Genomic DNA, 23,130 nt, shown 5'->3' with positions numbered 1-23,130 from the left:
CCACCACGAGGAGACACCATGAAGGTCACGGTCGACCTGGGCCTGTGCCAGGACCACGGTCAGTGCGCGATCGCCGCGCCCGAGGTTTTCGCCATCAACGACGAGGGCCGCCTGGAGTACGACTCCACGCCGTCCGACGAGCTGCTCGAGTTCGTCGAGGAGGCGGCCGACGTGTGCCCCGTCCAGGCGATCCTGATCGCGGACCGATGAGCAGCCAGCACGCGGTCGTGGTCGGCGCCTCCCTGGCCGGCCTGCGCGCGGCCGAGCAGCTGCGCGCCGCCGGTCACGCCGGAGCGATCACCGTCCTCGGCGCGGAGCAGCACCTCCCGTACAACCGGCCTCCGCTGTCGAAGGAGGTGCTCGCCGGGGCCGAGCCCGCGACGCCGGCCGAGCTCGCCGAGCGGCTCGCGTTCCGCCGTCGCAGGAGCGTCGCGGACGTCGACTTCCGGCTGGGCGACGCGGTCGTCGCCGCTGACCTCGCGCAGCAGACCCTCCGCACCGCCTCCGGCTCTGCCGTCGCCTACGACGGCCTGGTCGTCGCCACCGGCCTGCGGCCCCGCTGGCTCGACGTCCCCGGTCCGGTCGTCGGACGTCACGTGCTGCGCACCGTCGAGGACTGTCACACGCTGCGGACCGCGCTCGCGCGGTCCGGCCCCGCGACGGTCGTCGTGGTCGGCGCGGGCTTCGTCGGGTGCGAGGTCGCCTCGACGCTGCGCCGGCTCGGTCACGAGGTGACCGTCGTGGAGCCTGCCGGGCGCCCGATGGAGCGCGTGCTCGGTCCGGAGCTGGCGGCCGCGGTGCAGCGGCACCACGAGAGCCACGGGATCCGGTTCCGGCTCGGCGCGGGTGTCACCGGGTTCGCCGGGGACGAACGGGTCGAGGGCGTCGCCCTGACCACCGGTGAGCTCCTCGCCGCCGACCACGTCGTCGAGGCGGTCGGATCGGTCTGCAACGTCGGGTGGCTGGCCGGTGGCCCGCTGGACCTGACCGACGGCGTCCTGACCGACAACGCCTTGGCGGCCGTCGGCGCCGAGCGCGTCGTCGCCGTCGGCGACGTCGCACGGTTCCCCAACCCGCTCTTCGACGACGAGCCGCGACGGGTCGAGCACTGGTCGATCCCCACCGACACCGCGAAGCGCGCGGCGGCGACGCTCGTCGCCCTCATGCGTGGCGAGCGGCCGGACCCGGAGCCGTTCTGCCCCGTCCCCTCGTTCTGGAGCGACCAGCTCGACCTGCGCCTGCAGAGCTTCGGCTCGCCGGCCCTGGCCGACGAGGTCGCGATCTCCGAGGGCGATCCCGACGGCCTCGTCGACGGCGTCCTCGCGACGTACCGCCGCGACGGCCGGCTCGTCGGCCGGATCGCCGTCAACCTGACCCCGGCGCGCCAGCGCGACCTCCGCAACGACCTCGCGGCCCTCGTGCCCGCGTGACCCGCCTTCGACCAGAGGAAGTCCCATGACCACCAGCGCACTCGACCAGCATCGGCAGCTCAACGCCGCGAGCCCGGACCTCGTCGCCGCCCTCGACACGATCCGCGACCGCGGCGTGAAGTACGTGTACTTCCAGGCCGTCAGCATCACCGGACGCGTCGTCGGCAAGGTCGTCCCCGCGACCCACCTCGAGCGGCTCGCGGTGAAGGGCGTGCAGCAGCACCGCACGGCGGCGGCGAACCTCCAGACGACCCGCGAGGGCGTGCTCCTCGGCGGCGGTGTCGGGGCCGCCGAGTACACCGCGCTCCCGGACCTCGACACGTTCGCCGTCCTCCCCTGGGACCACGACTTCGCCCGGGTGTTCTGCCGGCTCTACGAGCCCGACCACCTGTCCGCCGGCCTCGCCGGTGCACCGTACGCGGCGGACAGCCGCGGCGTGCTCGCCCGGGTGCACCGCGAGTTCACCGAGCGGACCGGCCTGGAGATGCGGACCGGCTGCGAGCCGGAGATGACCTGGAAGGGGGACGGGCTCGAGGGTCGGTTCCGTCCGGAGTCCAGCCCGGCTTACCACATCGAGCACCTCGAGCGGAACCGTCCGATCGTCGCCAAGGTGATCGCGTACGCGCAGGCGCTCGGCCTCGACATGATCGAGGGCGACTACGAGGACGAGTACCAGATCGAGCTCAACTTCATGTACGACCGCGCGGACCTGACCGCCGACCGCCTGGTCACGTACCGCCAGGTCTGCAAGCAGGTCGCCCGGGAGCTGGGGATCGAGGCGAGCTTCATGCCGAAGCCCGCCACCGGGATGATGGGCAACGGCTGTCACCACAACCTCAGCTTCTGGCGCGACGGCGTCAACGTCCTGGAGGACCCGGGCGTCACCGAGCTGCACCTCTCGGAGGTCGGCCAGCACGCGCTCGGCGGGCTGCTGGCCCACTCCGCGGGGGCGATGCTGATCAACGGCTCGACGGTGAACTCGTACAAGCGCTACTGGGACGCCGGGCAGTTCGCGCCCTCGCGGATCAACTGGGGCCTGGACAACAAGACCTGCACGGTCCGGCTGTCGGCGAACGGCCGTCTGGAGTACAAGCTCCCCGACGCGGCCGTCAACCCGTACCTGTCGCACGCCGTGATCCTGGCCGCGTGCGAGGACGGGCTGAAGAACGACACCGACCCCGGCGCCCCCACCTCGGGATCGTCCTACGACGCGCCGGACGACCAGCGCTTCGGGCGGCTGCCGACCACGCTCGGGGAGGCGATCGGCGCGTTCCGCGACGACGCGGTCCTCACCGCGGCGCTCGGCGAGGAGCTGAGCGGACTGCTGGTCGACTACCACGCCGACGAGTGGGCGCGCTTCTGCGGCGCGGTCACCGACTGGGAGCTCGCGACCTACTGGGACGACGCGCCGTGAGCGGGGTCCTGAGGCTGGCGTGCATCGACGCCGACGCTCCGCCGCTGTTCACGCCGTACTCGGACGAGTCCGGCCGCGGCGGGTACGAGCCCGCGGTCGCGGACCTGATCGCGGCCGAGCTCGGCCGTACGGTCGCGTGGGTGCGCGTTCCGTGGACCGAGATGATCCCGGCCGTCCAGGCCGGGGACGCCGACGGCGTGCTCTGCGGGCAGGGGATCACGGAGTCGCGCCAGGAGCAGGTCGACTTCACCCGGCCGTACGCCGTGTTCCACGAGGGCGTGCTGGTGCGGCGCGGGTCGGGGATCGCCGGACCGGCCGACCTGGTCGGCAGGCCGGTGGCGGCGATCGAGGGCAGCACGAACCTCGCGCTCGCGCAGACGTTCACCGGTGCGGTTCCCGTGCCCTTCGGCTCCGGCGGCAGCGACGACGTGTACGCCGACATGCTGGCCGCGCTCGAGAAGGAGGAGGTGGACGCGGTCGTCGACGACGACGTCGTGTTCGTCCCGCTCGGCGAGAGCGACCCGCGCTTCGAGCTCGCGTTCACGGTCAGGACCGGGAACCGGTGGGGGATCGGTGTCTCCAAGGACCGGCCGGACGTCCTGGCGGAGCTGGACGGGGCGCTGGCGCGGGTGATCGCCGACGGCCGGCACCGGGCCGTGTGGCAGGAGTGGTTGCCGACGCTGGAGTACCCCTTCGAGAGCGGTGCGTGACGTGCGGCCGCTGGTGGCGGTGATCGGGCGGCGTGCCGACTCCGTGCCGATCCTGCGGTTCAGCGCCACGCTCGCGGCCGAGGCGATCTGCGAGGCGGTCCATGCCGCCGGCGGCGAGCCGGCTGTGCTCCACGGTCCGGCGGCCGACCCGTGCGCCGGTCTGGCCGAGCGGCTCGAGCGGTTCGACGGGCTGCTGCTGCCCGGGGGCGCGGACCTGGGACCGGACCGCTACGGCCAGGAGCCCCACCCGCTGACCACCGCGGTGGTCGCGTTCCAGGACGACCTCGACCTCGCCACCGCCCGGGCCATGGTGGAGGTCGGGCTGCCGTCGCTGGCCGTGTGCCGCGGGATGCAGGTCCTCAACGTCGCGCTCGGCGGGACCCTGCACCAGCACGTGACCGAGGACGGGGTCGCCCACCACGACTCCGTCCACGAGGTCGACGTGGCGCCGGGCTCGCGGCTGCGCTCGATCGTCGGGGCGGCGCGGATCGACGTGTCGTCGTACCACCACCAGGCGCTGGACGTGGTCGCGCCCGACCTCGTGGTGACGGCGAGGTCGGACGACGGCGTGGTCGAGGCGGTCGAGCACCGCACCGCTGACGTCGTCGCCGTGCAGTGGCACCCCGAGGACCTCCACGCGACCTCGGCGACCGACGCCGCGCTCTTCGCCGATCTGGTCGAGCGCGCGCAGAAGCGGATGGTGTCGAGGTGAGCGTCGTCGTCCGCCTCGAGGAGGTGCTCGCCGGGATCGAGCCTCCCGACGACCCGGTCGCGCGGGTCGCCGTGCTGGTCTCGCTGAACTTCCCGGACATGGACGAGGCGGTCGCGGCGCTGGTCCGCCGGTTCACCCGGGTCACGCTCGCGACGTTGACCGCCCTCGGGGCGTCCTTCGAGCTGTTCGACACCTCCGGTCCGCTCGCCGACCCGGCGGCCGTGCAGCGCTGCGACGGGCTGCTGCTGCTCGGCGGCGGCGACATCGACCCCGCCTGCTACGGAGCGCCCGGCCTCGACGTGCCCAACTCCTACGGCACGGACCGCCGCGCGGACCACGATGCGATGGCCGCCATCGACGCCGCCGAGTCGGGCGGTCTGCCGGTGCTGGGGATCTGCCGCGGCTCGCAGCTGATCAACGTCCATCGCGGCGGCACGATCGTGCCGGACATCACCGACTACGCGCTGCACCGCGGCGGACCGGGCGAGCCGATGTTCCTCGACGAGGAGATCGGCATCGTCGGCGAGACCCGGCTGCTGTCGATCCTCGGCGTCGACCGCGTGATCGCCCGGTCGGGCCACCACCAGGCGGTCGCGGTCCTCGGCGCCGGGCTGGTCCTGGCGGCGCGGGCGCGCGACGGGGTGATCGAGGGCTTCGAGGACCCGTCCCGGTGGACGATCGGGGTGCAGTGGCACCCCGAGGACGACGACGGGCCGACCCGGGACCGGATGCGCCTGTTCCGCAGCTTCGTCGAGGCGTGCGCCGCACGCGAACCCACGACCCCCACGAGAGGTGTTGGAGAAGATGACCGAGTACTCAGTACGTGACCCCCGTTCGGGCGAGCTCGTCCGGACCTACCCGACCGCCACCGACGAGCAGATCGAGCAGGCGCTCACCCGCGCGTACGGCGCGGCGCGCGGCTGGGGCCGCACGACCGACGTCGCCGAGCGCGCCCGGCTGCTCGGGCGCGTCGCGGACCTCCACGAGGAGCGCGTCGACGAGCTCGCCGCGATCATCGTCCGCGAGATGGGCAAGCCCGAGGACGAGGCCCGTGGCGAGGTGGAGTTCAGCGCGGCGATCTACCGCTACTACGCCGACAACGCAGCACGCTTCCTCGCCGACGAGCCGATCGCGCTGCTCGACGGCGGCGGCGACGCGGTGATCCGGCGGAGCCCGGTGGGCGTGCTGCTCGGGATCATGCCGTGGAACTTCCCGGCCTACCAGGTCGCGCGGTTCGCCGGCCCGAACCTCGTCACCGGCAACACGATCGTGCTCAAGCACGCCCCGCAGTGCCCGGAGTCGGCCGCCGCGCTCCAGGCGATCATGGACGACGCGGGCTATCCCGACGGTGCCTACGTGAACGTGTACGCGACCAACGAGCAGGTCGCGACGATGATCGCCGACTCGCGCGTGCAGGGCGTGTCGCTGACCGGCTCGGAGCGGGCGGGCGCGGCGGTGGCCGAGATCGCCGGCCGCCACCTGAAGAAGGTCGTGCTCGAGCTCGGCGGGTCCGACCCGTTCGTGGTGCTCGGCGCCGACGACCTGCCCGCCACGGTGCAGGCCGCGGTCGACGCGCGGGTCTACAACACCGGCCAGGCCTGCAACGCCGGCAAGCGCTTCATCGTGATCGACGCGCTGTACGACGAGTTCGTCGCGCTGTTCGGCGACGCGCTGGCCGAGGCCGCGCCGGCGACGCCGCTGTCGTCGGTCGCGGCCGCCGACCGGCTCGCCGAGCAGATCGATCGTGCGGTCGCGGGCGGGGCGAAGCTGCGGACCAGCGGCGAGCGCGACGGCGCGTTCTTCCCCTCGGGTCTGCTGACCGACGTCACCGAGGACAACCCGGTCTTCGGCGAGGAGCTGTTCGGGCCGGTGGCGATGGTCTTCCGGGTCTCGTCGGAGGCGGACGCGATCCGGGTGGCGAACGACACCCCGTACGGTCTGGGGTCGTACGTCTTCACCCCGGACGCCGACCAGGCGCGCCGTGTCGCCGACCAGCTCGACGTCGGGATGGTCTTCGTCAACGGCGTCAACGCGGACGGGGTCGAGCTGCCCTTCGGCGGGGTGAAGCGCTCCGGCTTCGGTCGCGAGCTCGGCCGGTACGGCATCGAGGAGTTCGTCAACAAGAAGCTGATCCGGACGATCGAGCCGTCGTGACGCACGCGGACCCAGCGGCGGCACCGTCGTCGGGCGGGAGCGCGGCACCGTCCGCGCGCCCGCTCGACGGCGTGCTGGTCGCGGACTTCAGCCGCGTCCTCGCGGGCCCGCTCGCCGCGGTCATGCTGGCCGACCTCGGCGCGGAGGTGATCAAGGTCGAGCGCCCCGGCACCGGGGACGACACCCGGCACTGGGGTCCGCCGTGGACGCAGACCGGCAGCTCGTACTTCGCCTGCGCGAACCGGTCCAAGAAGTCGGTCGAGCTCGACCTCGCCGACCCGGGCGACCGCGCGCTCGCCCACGAGCTCGCCGCGCGCTGCGACGTGCTGATCGAGAACTTCCGGGTCGGCACGCTGGACCGGCACGGTCTGGGGTACGAGTCCGTCCGCGCGATCAACCCCCGGGCCGTCTACGCGTCGATCACCGGCTTCGGCACCGCCGGCGGAGCCGACCTCGCGGGCTACGACTTCCTGGTCCAGGCCGTCGGCGGCCTGATGAGCATCACCGGTGACGACGCGCCGACGAAGGCCGGGGTCGCGCTCGTCGACGTGCTGACCGCGAAGGACGCCACGATCGGCATCCTCGCGGCGCTGCAGGCGCGCGAACGCACCGGGAGCGGGCAACGCGTGGAGGTCAACCTCCTCTCCAGCCTGCTGGGCTCGCTCGCCAACCAGGCCTCGTCCTACCTCGCCACGGGCCGTGCCCCGACCCGGATGGGCAACCAGCACCCCTCGATCGCGCCGTACGAGACGCTCGCCGCGAAGGACGGCGACCTGGCGGTGTGCTGCGGCAACGACCGCCAGTTCGGACGGCTGACCGCGGTGCTGGGGCGCCCGGAGCTGGCCGACGACCCGCGCTTCGCGACCAACGCCGACCGGGTCGGCCACCGGGCGGCGCTCGTCGCCGAGCTCGAAGGTCCGCTCGCGGACGACACCGTGGACGTCTGGGTCGAACGGCTCAGCGCGGTCGGTGTCCCCACGGGGAAGGTCGGGAGCATCGCCGACGGGTTCGCCCTCGCCGAGCGTCTCGGCCTGGAGCCGACGGTGCCCGTCGGTGCCGACGACCCGCACCAGGTCCGCAACCCGATCAGCTTCTCCGCCACCCCCGTCTCGGCCTACGCGCCGCCTCCGCGCCTGGGCGAGCACAACGACCACGTCCGCCGCTTCCTGACCGAGGAGTCCCGATGAGCACCACCACCCGCCGTCCGGTCGAGCCGCTCGACCTCGCCGGCATCGACGACCTGCTGAGCCCGGACGAGCTGGCGGTCCGCGCGTCGGTCCGTCAGCTGTGCGACGAGCGGATCGACCCGTACGTCGCGGACTGGTTCGAGCGCGGGTCGATCGACGACGTCCGCGGGCTCGCCAAGGAGCTCGGCAGCCTCGGTGTGCTCGGGATGCACCTGGAGGGGTACGGCTGCGCGGGCATGTCGGCGACGGAGTACGGGCTCGCGTGCCTCGAGCTCGAGGCGACCGACTCGGGGATCCGGTCGCTGGTCTCCGTCCAGGGGTCGCTCGCGATGTTCGCGATCTGGCGCTGGGGGAGCGAGCAGCACAAGCAGGAGTGGCTGCCGCGGATGGCGGCCGGCGAGGCGATCGGCTGCTTCGGGCTGACCGAGCCCGACGCCGGGTCGGACCCGGGCAGCATGCGGACCCGGGCGCGTCGCGACGGCTCCGACTGGGTGCTCGACGGCCGCAAGATGTGGATCACGAACGGCACCGTCGCCGACGTGGCGGTCGTGTGGGCGCAGACCGACGAGGGCGTCCGCGGCTTCGTGGTGCCGACGACGACGACCGGCTTCAGCGCACCGGAGATCAAGCACAAGCAGTCGTTGCGGGCGTCGGTGACGAGCGAGCTGGTGCTGGACGGCGTCCGGCTGCCGGGCGATGCCGTCCTGCCCGAGGTGGTCGGGCTGCGAGGGCCGCTGAGCTGCCTCAACGAGGCGCGGTACGGGATCGTCTGGGGAGCGCTGGGGGCCGCGCGGTCGTGCCTGGAGGCGGCGCTGGACTACGCCGGCGAGCGGGTGCAGTTCGGACGGCCGATCTCGGCGTTCCAGCTCACCCAGCAGAAGCTCGTCGACATGAACCTCGAGTACACCAAGGGCCTGCTGCTCGCCCTGCACCTCGGCCGCCGCAAGGATGCCGGTGCGCTGCGTCCGGAGCAGGTGAGCCTGGGCAAGCTGAACAACGTGCGCGAGGCGCTCGAGATCTGTCGTACGGCCCGGACCGTGCTCGGCGCGAACGGGATCTCCCTGGAGTACCCGGTGATCCGGCACATGAACAACCTCGAGTCCGTGCTGACCTACGAGGGGACGGTGGAGATGCACACCCTCGTCGTCGGGCAGGCGATGACCGGGCACCCCGCGTTCCGCTGAGCCGACCTATTGACAGACGTCGATACGAGCGGCAGAGTGACGCTCGTATCGACGATCGTCAATCTGAAGGTGGCTCACATGTCCGAACTCCCGGTGGTCGTGATCGGAGCGGGTCCGCAGGGGCTCGCCGCTGCTGCGCACCTGCTCGAGCGCGGGATCGAGCCGCTCGTCCTGGAGTGCGGTGACGGCCCGGGTGCGGCGGTCGCGGAGTGGGGGCACGTGCGGCTGTTCTCGGCGTGGCCGGAGCTGGTCGACCCGGCGTCGGCGCGGCTGCTCGAAGCGACCGGGTGGTCCGCGCCGACCGACGGCTACCCCACCGGCGCCGCCTGGGTCGAGCGCTACCTGGCGCCGCTGGGGCGGGTGCTCGGCGATCACGTGCGGTACGGCGCGCGGGTGACCGGGGCGTCGCGGCGCGGGCGGGACCGGCTGGTCGACGCCGACCGCGGCGCGCAGCCGTTCACCGTGCACGTCGTCGATGCCGACGGGCGCGAGTCGCGGGTCCTCGCCCGCGCCGTGGTGGACGCCGCCGGCACCTGGCGTACGCCCAACCCCGCGGGCGCGGACGGACTGCCGGCGCTCGGGGAGCGGGCGCACGCCGGCCTCCTCTCGTACGCCGTGCCCGACGCCGCGTCGCCCGAGCGGTTCGCCGGCCGGCACGCGGTCGTCATCGGGGCCGGGCACTCGGCGCTGCACGCGATCATCGAGCTCGACCGGATCGCCGAGGAGCACCCTGGCACCGCGATCACCTGGGCCGTGCGGCGCGCGGACACCGCCAACGCGTTCGGCGGCGGCGCCGCCGACCAGCTCGCCCGGCGTGGCGCCCTCGGCGTCCACGCGCGCCGCGCGGTCGAGCGTGGCCGGGTCGAGGTCGTCACCGGCTTCCGCACGGCCGAGATCCGGCGTACGGACGACCGTGCCGTCGTGGTCGACGAGCAGGGGCGTGCGCTCGCGCCCGCCGACGTGGTCGTCGTGCTGACGGGCTTCCGGCCCGACCACACGTATCTCTCCGAGCTGCGCCTCGACCTCGACCCTGCGCTCGAGGCGCCCCGGCGGATCGCCGCCGAGATCGACCCGAACATCCACTCGTGCGGGTCGGTCCAGGCGACCGGTGCGCGGGATCTCGCGCACGAGCAGGAGCCCGGTCTCTACCTGGTCGGGATGAAGTCGTACGGGCGCGCGCCGACGTTCCTCGCGATGACCGGCTACGAGCAGGTCCGCAGCGTGGTCGCGATGCTGGCCGGCGACGTCGAGGCCGCCGAGCGGGTCGAGCTCGCGCTCCCGGACACAGGAGTGTGCGGCGGATCCGGGCTGTACGACGAGCCGGCCGGCGCCGCCGGCGGCTGCTGCACTCCGGCCCCGCAGCTGCTCACGATCGGGGGGAGCTCGGAGTCGCTCGGCTGACCCGGTCGTGCCCGCTCAGGGTCGGGCGGCGACGTCCAGGCCGTCGAGCAGCGACAGCACGCGCCGTTCGATCTCGTCGCGGATCGGTCGGACGTGCGCGAGGTCCTCGTTCGCCGGGTCCGGGAGGTCCCAGTCCTCGTACCGGGTGCCGGGGTAGTGCGGGCAGGTGTCGCCGCACCCCATGGTGACGACCACGTCGGCGGCGCGGACGGTCTCCTCGGTCCACGGCTTGGGGAACTCGGTGGCGATGTCGATGCCACGCTCGGCCATCGCCGCCACGGCGACCTCGTCGACCGCTGCGGCGGGCTCGGAGCCGCCGGACCACCCGATCACGCGGTCGCCCCCGTACTGCTGGAGATAGCCCAGTGCCATCTGGGACCGTCCGGCGTTGTGGACGCACAGGAAGAGCACGGCCGGGCGGGTGTCGTCGTGTCGCTCCTCGACCCTCGCGAGCGCGTGGAGCCGTTGGCGTGCGAACCGCTCGGCGAGCACGGGCACGTAGGTCGTGACGACGGCGTGGGCGGCGAGATCGTCGAACGACGCCCGGAGGAGCCGCTCGATGGTCGCGGTGTCGAAAGTGCTCCCGAACTCGTCGGCGAGCCGGGTCACCGCTGAGTCGAGCGCGAGCTGCTGGTCGATCATGTGGAGCGGGTCGGTGCTCATCGTCGAGCCTTCCGTGCTGTGGTGCGGTGCTTCAGGGCGAGAGGCGAGCGGCGAGCGCCGTCACGCGGCCCTCGAGCTCGTCGTAGGCGGTGTCGAACGCCGCCGGCGTGCCGATGCGCACGGGGTCGGGGACCGACCAGTGCAGGTCGTTGGGCACGGCGAGCTCCTCGTGGGCCAGGTCGCACACGGTCACCACGAGGTCGCCGGCCTCGGCGACGTCGACGAGAGCGCGCGGGCGTCGCCGCGGGAGGGGGAGAGCGCGGCGCCGGGCGACGTCGAGCGCGCCGGGATCGATCGCCTCCGCCGGGTGCGTGCCGGCCGACGCCGAGCGGATCGGGCTGTGCTGACGCCACAGCGCCGCCGCCAGGTGCGAGCGCGCGGAGTTGGCGGTGCAGACGAACACGACGCGTGCCGGAGTCTCGATGCGGGGCGGTGCCGCATCGAGCGCGTCCTCGACCAGGCGGAGGTACTGACGGCGGCCGTCGCCCTGAGACGGGTGGGACGTGACCAGGCCTGCCTCGCGCAGCACCTTCAGGTGGTGGGCGAGCAGGTTCGAGGAGATCCCGAGGAGCTCGGCCAGCTCGCTGGAGGATGCGTCCCCCAGCGCGAGGACGTCGACGATCCGCAGTCGTGCAGGGTCGCTCAGTGCACCGAAGACGGCGGCACGGTGCTCCAGGGTCGCTGTTCGCTCATCGTTCATTGACTCAAGTTTGACTGAGGTAATCTGATCGGTCAAGATGCTCCCGTGACTTCATCGCTCCCACGACGGCTGCTCGCCGAGTTCCTCGGGACGGGGCTGCTCGTCGCCGTGGTCGTCGGCTCCGGCATCGCCGCCCAGCGGCTCTCGCCCGACGACGTCGGCCTCCAGCTCCTCGAGAACTCGCTGGCCACCACGTTCGGGCTGGCGGCCCTGATCCTGATGTTCGGCCCCGTCTCCGGCGCCCACTTCAACCCCGTCGTGTCGATCGCCGACTGGTTCCTGGGGCGACGGTCGGGCAAGGGCCTGCCCGTGCCCGACCTCGGCGCGTACGTGGTGGCGCAGGTGGCGGGCGGCGTCGCCGGCGCGGTGCTCGCGAACGCGATGTTCGAGGTCGACCAGGCGATCTCCACGAAGGACCGCCTGGGCGGCGGCCACCTCCTCAGCGAGGTCGTGGCGACCGCCGGCCTGGTCGCGCTGATCTTCGCGCTCGTCCGCAGCAACCGCGGCGCCCTGGCCGCGCCCACGGTCGGCATCTACATCGGCGCCGCCTACTGGTTCACCAGCTCCACGTCGTTCGCCAACCCGGCGGTGACCGTCGGACGGATCTTCTCCGACACCTTCGCCGGGATCGCGCCCGCCTCCGCGCCCGCGTTCATCGCCATGCAGGTCGTGGGCATGGCGGTCGCGATCCTCGTCGTGCTGGCGCTCTACCCCGATGCCGGCGAGAAGGCCGACGACGTGGTGGTCCCGCACTCCTCCTGACCCGTTCCCCACCGACTCGAGACGAGGACCGAACATGAAGCTGGTCGCGATCGGCGGCAGCGACGCCGGCATCTCCGCCGCGCTGCGCGCCCGCGAGCTCGACCCGGGCGCCGACGTCACCGTCGTGGTCGCCGACGCCTACCCGAACTTCTCGATCTGCGGCATCCCGTACTACGTGTCCGGCGAGGTCACGCACTGGCGCAACCTCGCGCACCGCACCCACGCCGACCTCGAGGCGACCGGCACGACCTTGCGGCTGGACACCCTCGCCACCGACATCGACGTCGACGGGAAGCGCCTGGTCGTGCGCAACCCCGACGGCAGCACCGACGCACTCGCGTACGACGCACTGGTCGTCGGGACCGGCGCGGTCCCGGCCGTGCCGCCGATCGACGGCCTGGCGAGCCTCGGGCCGGCCGACGGGGTCCACCTGCTGCACTCGATGGGCGACACCTTCGCGCTCACCGACGCGCTCGAGCGGATCGAGCCGAGGACGGCCTTGATCGTCGGCGCGGGCTACGTCGGGCTGGAGATGGCCGAAGGACTGACCGCGCGCGGCATCGCGGTCACCCAGGTCGAGCGGCTCGGCGAGGTGCTCCCGACGGTCGACGAGGAGCTCGGCGCGATCGTGCGCGACGAGCTCGTCGAGCGCGGTGTCGACGTCCGGACCGGCGCGACCGTGACGTCGATCGGCACGACCGGGTCCGGCCTGCGCGTCGACGGCCGGACCGACGACGGGGAGACCGTGGGCTGGGACGTCGACCTCGTGCTCGTCGTCGTCGGCGTGCGCCCCGACACCGACCTGCTGGTCCGGGCAGGCGCCGAGACGGGCCCCGGCGGCGCCGTGGTGGTCGAGGAGTCGATGGCGACGAACCTCCCGTACGTGTGGGCGGCCGGCGACTGCGTGGTCACGCACCACCGCCAGCTCGGGACCACGTACCTCCCGCTCGGCACGACCGCGCACAAGCAGGGACGCGTCGCGGGGGAGAACGCACTCGGCGGCGCGGCACGGTTCGCCGGCTCGGTGGGGACGCAGGTGGTCAAGGTCTTCGACGTGGTGGCGGCACGGACCGGTCTGCGCGAGCACGAGGCACGTACGGCCGGGTTCGCGCCGGTCTCGACCACGGTCGCCGTCGACGACCACAAGGCGTACTACCCGGGCGCCACCCCGATCACGATCCGGATCACCGGCGACGCCGAGACCGGGCGGCTGCTCGGGGCGCAGCTGGTCGGGCGCCGGGGAGCGGAGGTCGCGAAGCGCGTCGACACCTACGCCACCGCCCTCTTCCACGCGATGACGGTCGCGGACCTGACCGCGCTCGACCTGGCGTACACACCACCGCTCGGCTCGCCGTGGGACGCCGTCCAGATGGCGACGCAGGCGTGGGTCGCGGAGCACCAGCGCGACGCCGAGCGCGCGGCCCTCGCCGCGACTCGGTAGCGCCGGGCTACTCCTCCGGGCTGCGGGCCGACAGGTTCCACACGGCGACGGCCAGACCACCCCAGATCACCAGGATCGCCACGATCATCATCGCGATCGCCTCACCGCTCATCAGCGCACCTCCTCATCGGGTCGCGACCGGTCGGTCCGGTCCGGGCCCGGCCTGGTCGGCGGCAGGTCCGGGACCTCCAGCGAGGTGCCGGGTCGCCACGGCACGAGTGCCGCCAGGAAGCCGAACACGATCACGATCCCGGCGGCGCCCCAGCCGAAGACCGCGAGCATCCACTCGGGGTACCCGCCGTACGGCTCCTCGAGGGTGTCGAGGAAGTCCCGGATCAGCACGTAGGCGAGGGCGATCGGCGCGACCACGGCGATCAGCGCACGCCACCACGCTCCGACGTGCACCGAGGTGTGGTCGTTCAGCGCCTCGGCCAGCGACGGCAGCGCACGCACGGCGTAGGCCAGCACGACCATGCTGACGACCGCGACGAGCAGGATCCCGAACTTGTTGATGAAGTTGTCCACGATGTCCAGCACGTACAGACCGGACGTCGTGCCGAGGAAGATCAGGCTGACGATCGCCGCCGGGATCGAGACGGCGAGCGTGGCGCCGCGCCGGGTCATCTCGAACTTGTCGCGGACCGCCGAGATCACCACCTCGATCACGCTGACCAGCGAGGTGAAGCCGGCGATCACCAACGAGCCGAAGAACAGCACGCCGAGGAACGCGCCGAGCGGCGCCTCGCTGATGATCGTCGGGAACGCGATGAACGCGAGACCGACGCCGGAGCTGGCGACCTCGCTCACCTGCACGCCGGACGCCTGCGCCATGAACCCGAGCGCGGCGAACACGCCGATGCCGGCGAGCAGCTCGAAGCCGGAGTTCGAGAAGCCGACGACCAGGCCGGAGCCCGGCATGTCGGTGCCGCGCCGCACGTACGAGGCGTAGGTGATCATGATGCCGAAGCCGATCGACAGCGAGAAGAAGATCTGCCCGTACGCCGCGGCCCACACACCTGGCTCGCTCAGCGCGTCCCAGTTCGGGGTGAAGAGCGTGTTCAGGCCCTCGCCCGCCCCGTCGAGCGTGAGGGCGTAGATCACGAGCACCGCGAACGCGACGATCAGGATCGGGATGAAGATCATCGACATCGCACCGATCCCGCGCTGCACCCCCAGGACGAGCACGACGATCAGCGCGAGCCAGACCAGCGCGAGCGGGAACACGACGCCGGCGACGAAGTCCATCGTGACGCCGGGGTCACCGACCTGGAGGAACTCGCCGAAGAAGTACGCCTCGGCGTCGTCGCCCCACGCCTCGGTGAACGAGAAGAGCGTGTAGCGGACGGCCCAGGCCAGGACCGCCGCGTAGTAGACCGCGATCATGAAGCAGATCCCGACCTGCCACCAGCCCAGTCCCTCGGTCCCGCGGGACTGTCGTGCGAACGACAACGGCGCCGAACCGCGGTTGCGGTGACCGAGCGCGTAGTCGAGCAGAAGGAACGGGATGCCCGCGGTCAGCAGCGCGACGAGGTACGGGAGGATGAACGCGCCGCCGCCGTTCTCGTACGCGACGTACGGGAAGCGCCAGATGTTGCCCAACCCGACGGCCGACCCGATCGCAGCCAGGATGAAGACCCGGCGTGAGGTGAATGCGCCCCGGCGTTCCTCGCTGGGGGTGGTGTCGACGTGGCTCACGGCTCCTCCGGTGTGGTGGACGTTCTGCGGGCCGACCATAGGCCCGCCGAGCGTGGTCCGCATCACGAATTCAGCGCGGACGGCCGGGTCGGAGCGGTCCGTGGCCGGGGGTCGGGCCGGTCAGTACGACGGGCAGGCGCCCGCAGCGGGCGGCTCGACCGGATCCGACTCCAGCGCGTCGGTGGCGCGGGCGCGCCCGAGGTTCCACTCCAGCCAGCTGTCCGTGTCGGGCTCCCGTCCGGCGAGCGCGCACTGCCGGATCAGCGGCGGCGCGTCGTCGAGGACGGGCACGGCGTCGGCGGAGAGGTCGCTGAGGTAGCGGCTGTCGACCCGGCCCGAGTCCGCGTAGCGGTCCAGGTTGCGCTCGGCCACCCACGCGTCCGGGTTGATCGAGGCGAGGCCGAGGAGGGCGACGACGCCGGTGATCACCGCGAACCGCGGCAGCCACGCGCCACGCAGCGTGACCCCCGCGGCCAGCACGGCGAGCACGAGCACCCCGAGCCAGCCCTCGAAGACGTCGACGAGCAGACGCAGCCGGGTGAAGCCGTACGCGTCCTGGTACACGTCCATCCGGTACAGGGCCGAGGCCACGACGACGAGCGTCTGCACGCACAGCAGCCCGAGGGCTGCCCGCAGCCACGCCCGGTCCGCCGCGCTGTCGCGGCGGGCCTTGCGTGCGGCGACACCGACGACCAGCAGGGTCAGGGCGGTCGCGACGGTGAGCTGGCCGAAGCCCTGGTGGACGTAGTCGGCGTAGGTGATGCCGGTCGTGCGCAGCAGGTAGTCGTGACCGCCGAAGACGACGGTCGCCTGCGCCAGCAGGAACGCGGCGAAGACGGCGTCCACGACGAGCACCGGTGCGAGCCACTCGTACCGCTGTGCGACGGGTCGCGACCGGCGGCCGTCGCGCTCGACGCGCGGCGGGTTCAGTGCGACGTACGCCGCGGCGAGGACCGCGCCGCCGACCGCCACGGTGACGAAGGCGCGGAGCACGAACGTGTCCATCGTGAGGTCCGGGATCACGGCGTCGATCCACTCGGCGAGCAGGGCGTCGGCCGAGGCGAACAAAGCCCCGAACACGATCAGCGCCAGGATCGACAGCACTCCCGTCCGCAGCAGCGCGGCGCCGCGGCCGAGGCCGGTGAGCGTCGCGAGCGTCCGTCCGAGCCAGGGGACCCCGCGCAGCCCCGCGAGCGGCCAGGCCAGGCCCGACAGGACGAAGCCGAGCAGGCTGCGCGCGCCGGTCACCGCCGAGACGCACAGGGCTGCCCCGGCCAGCAGGCAGAGCACCGTGATCCACTCGGCGGCGCGGACCGAGGCGGTGGCTGCGAGCAGCGCGCACAAGCCGGCGCAGACCAGCGTGTACGGATCGGTGCGGCGCCGGCTCGCGGTCAGGACCACCGCGCCCGCGGCGAGGAGGACGAGTGTCGTGCCGAGCCCGAGGTCGTGGAACGGGAGCACGAGACCGCCGAGCACACCGACCGCGAGGGCTCCGAGGAGGATCGGGAGGCGGGCTGAGGTCCGGTCCGGCCAGAACTCGCCGAAGACGTCGTCGAGGATCGGCCGGGGCGCGACGTCGACGGGTGCCGACGGCGGGGTCGGCGCGGCCGGCGGTGGCGTGGCTGCGGGCACGGGCATCTCCTTCGTTCGTTCCTGCGGGCTGACAGGACGGTTCGCGGGGTCGGCGGCGGGCGTACGGCGTGCGCCGTCCGCCTGGGTCAGCGGCAGCTCGACGCGGACCCGGCCACCCGGCTCGCCCGGCTCGGGGTTGACGAAGCCGATCGTCCCGCCGTGCAGGTCGGTGACCCAGCGAGCGATCGCGAGCCCGAGGCCGGTCCCGCCGCCGCCCTCGGTCGCGCTCAGCGTGCCGAACGGCTCGAAGACCCGGTCACGGTCCTGCTGCTCGACGCCGGGTCCGGAGTCGAGGATCTCGAGGCGCACCCGGGCGCCGTGGCGGCGCGCCGTCACCCGGACGCTCGCCCCGGCCGGGCTGTGCCGGGAGGCGTTGTCCAGCAGGTTGGCGACCAGCTGGTGGAGCCGGGCCGGGTCCGCCTCCACCTCCAGGTCCGTCGGGTCGATCGCGACGGCGTACGACACGGGCCGGCCGAGTCCCTCGGCCTCGCGCACCGCGTCGGCCAGCAGGGTGCGCAGCGCCACCCGCTCCGGGTCCAGCGGAGCCTTCCCTGCGTCGACGCGGGCGAGGTCGAGCAGGTCCTCGACGAGCGCGCTGAGCCGCTCGGCCTGGTCGAGCGCGACCCGCAGGGCGGCGGGGTCGGCGGGACCGACCCCGTCGGCGAGGTTCTCCAGGACGGCGCAGAGCCCGGCGAGCGGGGTGCGGAGCTCGTGGCTGACGTTCGCGACCAGCTCGCGGCGCTGTCGGTCGACGGCGTCGAGGTCGCGCGCCATCGTGTTGAAGGCGCGTGCCAGCTCTCCGACCTCGTCGCCGCCGCCGTCGGCGACGCGGACCGCGTAGTCGCCGGTCGCCATCCGACGGGCCGCCTCGGTCATCTGCCGCAGCGGGGCGGTCATCCCGACCGCGAGCAGCTGGGTGACGGCGAGCGCGAGCAGGATCGTGACCGGGATGCTCAGCCACAGCGGCACGCCGCCGATCTCCCCGACCACGGCGACCGTGGCCGCCACCGCCGCGCTCGCGACCACCAGGAGCCCGAGCTTGACCTTGATCGAGGTCACCGGGGCGAGCGGTTCGCGGCTCATGCCGGGTCCTCGGTTCGCGGGTCGTCGGTGCGCGCGTCGTCCGTGCTGAGGGCGTAGCCGACGCCGTGGACGGTGCGGATCCGCTGCGACCCGACCTTCGCCCGCAGGCCGCGGACGTGGCTGTCGAGCGTGCGGGTCCCGGTGGCACCGGGCCAGCCCCAGACCTCCGCCATCAGGCGCTCGCGGGTGATCACCGTCCCGGGCGCCGACGCGAGGCAGGCGAGGAGGTCGAACTCCGTCGGCGTCAGCCGCACCTCGTCCCCGTCGCGCCAGAGGCGGCGGGCGTCGAGGTCGAGGCGCAGGCCCGCGAGCTCCAGCGGCCGACGTCCGGCGAGGTCCGCGGCGCGCTCGACCCGTCGGAGCAGCGCGCCGACCCGGGCCACCAGCTCGCGCATCCGGAACGGCTTGGTCAGGTAGTCGTCGGCGCCGACGCCCAGCCCGACCAGGATGTCGGCCTCCTCGGTCCGGGCGGTCAGCATCAGCACCGGGACGGGCTGCGCGGCCTGGATCCGCCGGCACACCTCGTACCCGTCGAAGCCCGGGAGCATCACGTCGAGGACCACGAGGTCGGCCGGCTCCCGCTCGAAGGCGGCCACGGCGCCGGGGCCGTCGGCGGCCCGCGCCACGGCGTACCCCTCGGTGGCGAGACGGTCGGCCACGGCCTGGTTGATCACCGGGTCGTCCTCGACGACGAGGACCCGCCGCTGTCGTGTGCTCATGCCGGAAGGCTACGAGCGTCGGGCTGCAGAGGGTGCGGACGACGTGTGCAGGTTTCGTGCAGGTTCGCCGGGTCAGCGGGGGTCCGGGTCGACTTCGACGACGACCTTGCCGCGGTTGTGGCCCGCCATCAGCCGGGCGAACGCCGCACCGGCGCTCTCGAGGCCACGATGGCGCTCCTCGTGCAGGCGCAGGCCGCCCGTCCGCAGCAGCGCTCCGACCGCGTCGACGAAGGCGGGCTCGAGGTCCCCGTGGTCGTGGACGACCATCCCGTGCACCTGCGCCCGCGCCGCCATGATCGTGCCGGCCGGCAGGGTCGTACGGCCCGCGCCGTTGTACTGGTCCATCAGGCCGCACAGCGACACGCGCGCGCCGAGGGAGAGCTGCGCGAGCACGCCGTCGAGCGTGGCCTGGTCGCCCATGTGCAGGTAGCAGTCGACGCGCTCGGGGCACGCGCGCCGCAGCGCGCCGGTCCATCCGTCCTCGCCGCGCACGACCGCGGCGTCGTAGCCGAGGCCGAGCGCGTCGTCGGCCTTGGCTGACGAGCCCGTGATCGCCACCGTGCGTGCGCCGCGGGCCCGCGCCAGCGCCCCGGCGACCGCTCCGACCCCGCCCGTGGCCGCGGACACGACGACCGTCTCACCGCGCCCCGGCCGCAGGTGTCGCTCGATCGCGGCGTAGGCGGTGAGGCCCGGCATGCCGAGCGCGCCGAGCGCCGCGGACGGTCGTACGCCCGTGGGCACCGAGACCGGGCGGACCGCACGGGCCGGGACGACGGCGTGGCTGCGCCACCCGGTCTCGGCGACCACCCAGGTGCCGACCGGGACGGTCGGGTCGTCCGATGCCAGGACCCGGGCGACCGACCGGCCGGGGACGACGCCGCCGATCGCGACTGCCGGGTCGTCGAGGTGGGTGCCGGCGAGCGTGGAGCGCAGGTACGGGTCCAGCGAGAGGTCGGCGACGCCGAGCAGGACGTCCTCGACGCCCCGCTCGGGCAGGTCGGTCACGGTGACGGTGACGTCGTCGGTGCGGGGGAGCCCGTCCGGGCGGCGGCGCAGCACCACCGCCCGTACGGAAGTCGGGGTCGTCACGGTCGTCCTCCCGGTCGCGCGGTGGTGGTGCCCACGATGCGGAACACCGTTCCAGACTCCCTCCGCCGGTGTCCAGCGGCTGCTAGCGTGCCGTCCACTGCGGGGGTCGTCACGACATCGGGAGGTGCGATGGCGGTACCGGCCGGTGCGTCGGGCCGACGAGCCCGGATCTACGGTCCCCTGGTCTCGGTCGCCGACCTCGACGCGCAGACCCGCTTCCTGGCGGACGTCGTCGGCATGGACGTCCGCGGCGAGGGGCGGCTCGACGCCGACGCCGGCGCGGCGCTCGTCGGGCCGGGCGCGGGCGCGGTCGACCTCCGTCTGCTCGAGACGCCCGGGACACCGACCGGGGCGCTGCTGTGCTGCTCCGGCCCGTCCGGCGACGAGCCGGGACCGACCGGCGTCCCCCGGGAGCGGTCCCTGCTGAAGGCCGTCGACGTCTACGCCCCCGACCTCGAGGCCGCGCTGGGGCACGCGCACGGACTCGGGTACGCCCGGCTCGGCGCGATCGCGCGCTACGACCTCCCGGGCGGCACGCTGCGCGAGGCTCACGTCGCGGGTCCGGACGAGGTCCGGGTCGCGATGCTGTCCGGCGACCCGACGTTCTTCACATCGTTCGTCCGGGTCACCGACCGGCGCACCAGCGAGGTCCTGAGCCTGCCGCTGCCGGTCGACGACGCCGAGCCGTCGGTCGCCTTCTACGCCGACGTGCTCGGCTGGGAGGTCGTGTACGAGTACGCGATCGACGGCCCGTCGCTGTCCGCGCTCGTCGGGTCGGCCGGGCCCGTCACGCTGCGCGCGCGCAACGTCGGCACGGCGACGCGCGACCCGTATCTCGGACTCGTGACGTACGAGACGTCCGGGCGCACGCTGCAACCCGACCGCCCGTCCTCGCACGGGCGCCGGGATGCGCCGCGACGAGGGCTGGTGGGCCTGGTCGTGGCGGGCGACGCCGACGACGCTCGGACGCGAGCGGGCGACTCGCGCAGCGGGCCGGTCGTCGACCTCGCCCTGTCGTGCGTCGGTGCCGTCCGGGCCACCCGCATCCGGCCGCCGCACGGCGTTCCCCACGTCGTGGTCGGAGGCCTCGCATGAGCGCCGTCACTGCGGCGGACGTGGTCGTCGTCGGCGCGGGTGCGGCCGGGATCGCCTGCGCCGTCCGCGCGGCCCGCGCCGGCGCCCGGGTGGTCCTGGTGGAGAAGGACACCCGGATCGGCGGGACCCTGCACCTCACCGGCGGCCATCTGGCCGCCGCCGGGACTCGGCGCCAGCGCGAGCGAGGGATCGACGACACCCCGCAGGACCACCTCGACGACCTGACGCGGATCAGCCGCGGCACCGCACGGCGCGACCTCGCCGACCGGTTCGTCCGCCACGCCGCCGCGACCGTCGACTGGCTCGTCGACCTCGGCCTGGATCTCGCGCCGGAGACCCCGAGGATCGTGCACGGCCACGAGCCGTACGGCACGCCGCGGACGTACTACGGGGTCGACGCCGGGATGTCGCTGCTCGCCGTACTGGAGCGCGAGCTCGACCACGTCGCACGACCGGGCGGGGTCGAGGTGTGGACGCGGGCGGCCGTCGTCGGCCTGCTCACCGACGCCGGCGGCCGGGTGGTCGGCGTCGAGGCGGACCGGGCCGGCGCCGACGTCGAGGTGCGCGCGCCCGCGGTGGTGCTGGCCACCGGCGGCTACGGCGCGTCGCCCGAGCTGTTCGCCGAGCTCGAGGGCGTCCCGCTGGTCTCCGCGGCCTCGCGGACCTCGACCGGCGACGGCATCCACCTCGGCCTGAGCGCCGGCGCCCGCCTCCAGGGCCAGGGGATGCACCTGCCGTCGTTCGGCGGGCTGCCGGACGCGGCCACCCCCGGGCGGGCGAACTGGGCCGACCGCCAGCTGCTCACGGCCGAGCGGCCCCCGGTCGAGATCTACGTGGACGCGCGGGGCCGCCGCTGGGTGGCCGAGGACGAGCCGTCGATCGACGAGAAGGAGCGGGCGCTCGCCAGGCTCGACGACGGCACCTTCTGGACCGTCTTCGACGAGGCCGCGCTCACCGAGGCGTCCGGGTCGCGCCGCCGGCTGGTGGTCGGCAAGGAGCCCGACGAGGTGCGGGCGATGGCGAACCGTCGCGTCGGCGTGCACGCCGCTGGCTCGGTGGCGGAGCTCGCGCTCGCGGCCGGGATCGACGCCGACGGGCTGGTCGCCACGGTCGCGGAGTACGGCGAGGCGGTGGCGGCGGGGACCGACCCTCGCTTCGGGCGGCGCCACCTGCCGGCGCCGATCGCGACGCCGCCGTTCTACGCGATCCGCAACCACGCGATCACGCTCGTCACGTTCCAGGGCCTCGACGTCGACGACGCGATGCGCGTCCGGTCCGAGCACGGCGTGCCGATCGACGGGCTGTACGCGGTCGGCGAGGTGATCGGCGCCGGGGCGACCTGCGGCAACAGCTTCTGCTCCGGGATGCTCCTCACCCCCGCCATCACCTTCGGCCGTCTGCTCGGCGACCGGCTGGGCGCGGCCACCCGTACGGGAGCCGCGTGACCCGACACTGTCAGTCGTCCGGGCTAGCGTCGTGTGCATGGGTATCGAGGTACGTCCGGCCACGTCGTTCGACGACGTCGCGACGATGGTCGGCCCCAAGCGACCGGACGCGAACGTCTGCTGGTGCCTGAGCTACCGGCTGCCGTCGAAGGAGAACGTCGCGCTCGCCGGCCCGGAGCGCGGTGAGCGCGTGCGCGAGCTCCTCGGTGAGGACCCGCCGCCGGGCGTGCTCGCGTACGACGGCGACGAGGTGGTCGGATGGGCGGCGGTCCACCCGCGCGCGCACACCAGCTTCGCCCGCAACCGCAAGATCCCGCACGTCGACGACCTCGACGTGTGGTCTCTGTGGTGCGTCCGGGTGCGTCCGGGCCACCGCGGTCAGGGCATCGCGCACGACCTGGTCGCCGGCGCGGTGGCGCACGCGCGCGAGAGAGGCGCCCCTGCGATCGAGGGCTACCCGGTCGACAACGCCGGCGCGAAGGTCGATCTGACGATGGCCTACGTCGGGACCCGTGCGCTGTTCGAGCGCGCGGGGTTCGTCAAGGCCGCCGACACGACCTCGCGGAGCAACGGGATGCCGCGCGTCCTGATGCGGCTCGACCTGCGCTGAGTGG

The 23,130-nt window shown here is 73.6% G+C and carries 22 protein-coding genes; 15 read left to right on the top strand and 7 right to left on the bottom strand.

The genetic code is table 11. From position 1 onward, the window contains the following. Positions 1 to 18: 18 nt before the first annotated feature. From CLV56_RS03895 to CLV56_RS03850, 10 genes are all read left to right on the top strand, one after another. Positions 19 to 210, top strand: coding sequence for a ferredoxin (locus CLV56_RS03895; protein WP_039345707.1), 192 nt, complete (start codon positions 19 to 21; stop codon positions 208 to 210). Then, the gene (locus CLV56_RS03890) at positions 207 to 1,430 is read left to right on the top strand and encodes an NAD(P)/FAD-dependent oxidoreductase (protein ID WP_039345704.1); all 1,224 of its coding nucleotides are present in this window, start codon (positions 207 to 209) and stop codon (positions 1,428 to 1,430) included. The genes CLV56_RS03895 and CLV56_RS03890 overlap by 4 nt, the downstream gene beginning before the upstream one ends. 25 nt (positions 1,431 to 1,455) lie before the next feature. Continuing rightward, entirely contained in the window at positions 1,456 to 2,844 is a 1,389-nt protein-coding gene (locus CLV56_RS03885; protein WP_039345701.1) for a glutamine synthetase family protein, read from the top strand. Continuing rightward, positions 2,841 to 3,554: a substrate-binding periplasmic protein gene (locus tag CLV56_RS03880; protein WP_039345699.1), complete on the top strand. Its 714-nt coding sequence runs from the start codon at positions 2,841 to 2,843 to the stop codon at positions 3,552 to 3,554. Before CLV56_RS03885 ends, CLV56_RS03880 begins: the two co-directional genes overlap by 4 nt. Further along, positions 3,547 to 4,266 carry a gamma-glutamyl-gamma-aminobutyrate hydrolase family protein gene (locus tag CLV56_RS03875; protein ID WP_211287969.1) on the top strand — a complete coding sequence of 240 codons (720 nt, stop codon included), beginning with the start codon at positions 3,547 to 3,549 and terminating at the stop codon, positions 4,264 to 4,266. Before CLV56_RS03880 ends, CLV56_RS03875 begins: the two co-directional genes overlap by 8 nt. Then, positions 4,263 to 5,093 carry a gamma-glutamyl-gamma-aminobutyrate hydrolase family protein gene (locus CLV56_RS03870; protein WP_211287968.1) on the top strand — a complete coding sequence of 277 codons (831 nt, stop codon included), beginning with the start codon at positions 4,263 to 4,265 and terminating at the stop codon, positions 5,091 to 5,093. The genes CLV56_RS03875 and CLV56_RS03870 overlap by 4 nt, the downstream gene beginning before the upstream one ends. Continuing rightward, positions 5,071 to 6,420 (top strand): NAD-dependent succinate-semialdehyde dehydrogenase, encoded by a 1,350-nt coding sequence (locus CLV56_RS03865; protein WP_039345696.1) that lies wholly within the window; start codon positions 5,071 to 5,073, stop codon positions 6,418 to 6,420. The genes CLV56_RS03870 and CLV56_RS03865 overlap by 23 nt, the downstream gene beginning before the upstream one ends. Beyond that, positions 6,417 to 7,607 (top strand): CaiB/BaiF CoA transferase family protein, encoded by a 1,191-nt coding sequence (locus CLV56_RS03860; protein ID WP_100414415.1) that lies wholly within the window; start codon positions 6,417 to 6,419, stop codon positions 7,605 to 7,607. The genes CLV56_RS03865 and CLV56_RS03860 overlap by 4 nt, the downstream gene beginning before the upstream one ends. Next, a complete protein-coding gene (locus CLV56_RS03855; RefSeq protein WP_039345695.1) occupies positions 7,604 to 8,791 on the top strand; it encodes an acyl-CoA dehydrogenase family protein in 1,188 nt (395 codons plus the stop codon). The genes CLV56_RS03860 and CLV56_RS03855 overlap by 4 nt, the downstream gene beginning before the upstream one ends. Positions 8,792 to 8,869: 78 nt before the next feature. Beyond that, positions 8,870 to 10,192 (top strand): NAD(P)-binding domain-containing protein, encoded by a 1,323-nt coding sequence (locus CLV56_RS03850; RefSeq protein ID WP_039345893.1) that lies wholly within the window; start codon positions 8,870 to 8,872, stop codon positions 10,190 to 10,192. A gap of 15 nt (positions 10,193 to 10,207) precedes the next feature. Here the strand turns inward: CLV56_RS03850 and CLV56_RS03845 are convergent, their stop codons facing one another. Next, a complete protein-coding gene (locus tag CLV56_RS03845; RefSeq protein ID WP_039345692.1) occupies positions 10,208 to 10,855 on the bottom strand; it encodes an arsenate reductase ArsC in 648 nt (215 codons plus the stop codon). A 31-nt stretch (positions 10,856 to 10,886) separates the two neighbouring features. After that, the gene (locus CLV56_RS03840) at positions 10,887 to 11,555 is read right to left on the bottom strand and encodes a metalloregulator ArsR/SmtB family transcription factor (RefSeq protein WP_039345689.1); all 669 of its coding nucleotides are present in this window, start codon (positions 11,553 to 11,555) and stop codon (positions 10,887 to 10,889) included. A 45-nt stretch (positions 11,556 to 11,600) separates the two neighbouring features. Here CLV56_RS03840 and CLV56_RS03835 point away from each other — a divergent pair, with 45 nt between their 5' ends. Together CLV56_RS03835 and CLV56_RS03830 are read left to right on the top strand one after the other, a co-directional pair. After that, positions 11,601 to 12,317, top strand: coding sequence for an MIP/aquaporin family protein (locus tag CLV56_RS03835; RefSeq protein WP_039345685.1), 717 nt, complete (start codon positions 11,601 to 11,603; stop codon positions 12,315 to 12,317). Positions 12,318 to 12,351: 34 nt separating this feature from the next. Then, positions 12,352 to 13,758, top strand: coding sequence for an FAD-dependent oxidoreductase (locus tag CLV56_RS03830; RefSeq protein ID WP_039345682.1), 1,407 nt, complete (start codon positions 12,352 to 12,354; stop codon positions 13,756 to 13,758). 7 nt (positions 13,759 to 13,765) lie between these two features. Here CLV56_RS03830 and CLV56_RS03825 read toward each other — a convergent pair whose 3' ends face one another. The 5 genes from CLV56_RS03825 to CLV56_RS03805 all read right to left on the bottom strand — a co-directional run bounded on the left by CLV56_RS03825 (position 13,766) and on the right by CLV56_RS03805 (position 19,976). Further along, on the bottom strand, positions 13,766 to 13,870 hold the full coding sequence (locus CLV56_RS03825) for a methionine/alanine import family NSS transporter small subunit (RefSeq protein ID WP_100414414.1): 105 nt from the start codon (positions 13,868 to 13,870) through the stop codon (positions 13,766 to 13,768). Then, a complete protein-coding gene (locus tag CLV56_RS03820; RefSeq protein WP_211287967.1) occupies positions 13,870 to 15,453 on the bottom strand; it encodes a sodium-dependent transporter in 1,584 nt (527 codons plus the stop codon). Before CLV56_RS03820 ends, CLV56_RS03825 begins: the two co-directional genes overlap by 1 nt. A 120-nt stretch (positions 15,454 to 15,573) precedes the next feature. Next, positions 15,574 to 18,168, bottom strand: coding sequence for a DUF4153 domain-containing protein (locus CLV56_RS03815; protein WP_039345680.1), 2,595 nt, complete (start codon positions 18,166 to 18,168; stop codon positions 15,574 to 15,576). Then, a complete protein-coding gene (locus tag CLV56_RS03810; RefSeq protein WP_039345678.1) occupies positions 18,165 to 18,887 on the bottom strand; it encodes a response regulator transcription factor in 723 nt (240 codons plus the stop codon). The genes CLV56_RS03815 and CLV56_RS03810 overlap by 4 nt, the downstream gene beginning before the upstream one ends. Positions 18,888 to 18,959: 72 nt before the next feature. Beyond that, the gene (locus CLV56_RS03805) at positions 18,960 to 19,976 is read right to left on the bottom strand and encodes an MDR family NADP-dependent oxidoreductase (protein WP_039345676.1); all 1,017 of its coding nucleotides are present in this window, start codon (positions 19,974 to 19,976) and stop codon (positions 18,960 to 18,962) included. A 129-nt stretch (positions 19,977 to 20,105) separates the two neighbouring features. Between CLV56_RS03805 and CLV56_RS20795 the strand changes: the two genes are divergently transcribed. Genes CLV56_RS20795 through CLV56_RS03790 form a run of 3 tightly spaced genes read left to right on the top strand, consistent with a single transcriptional unit; the run spans position 20,106 to position 23,126 of the window. Continuing rightward, entirely contained in the window at positions 20,106 to 21,071 is a 966-nt protein-coding gene (locus CLV56_RS20795; protein WP_039345673.1) for a VOC family protein, read from the top strand. After that, positions 21,068 to 22,516: an FAD-dependent oxidoreductase gene (locus CLV56_RS03795; RefSeq protein WP_039345670.1), complete on the top strand. Its 1,449-nt coding sequence runs from the start codon at positions 21,068 to 21,070 to the stop codon at positions 22,514 to 22,516. The genes CLV56_RS20795 and CLV56_RS03795 overlap by 4 nt, the downstream gene beginning before the upstream one ends. A gap of 37 nt (positions 22,517 to 22,553) precedes the next feature. Beyond that, positions 22,554 to 23,126, top strand: coding sequence for a GNAT family N-acetyltransferase (locus tag CLV56_RS03790; RefSeq protein ID WP_039345667.1), 573 nt, complete (start codon positions 22,554 to 22,556; stop codon positions 23,124 to 23,126). Positions 23,127 to 23,130: the final 4 nt, after the last annotated feature.

Origin of the sequence: Mumia flava (assembly GCF_002797495.1) — a bacterium.
Classification (GTDB): Bacteria; Actinomycetota; Actinomycetes; order Propionibacteriales; family Nocardioidaceae; genus Mumia; species Mumia flava.
This window is presented reverse-complemented; position numbering and strand designations above follow the sequence as displayed.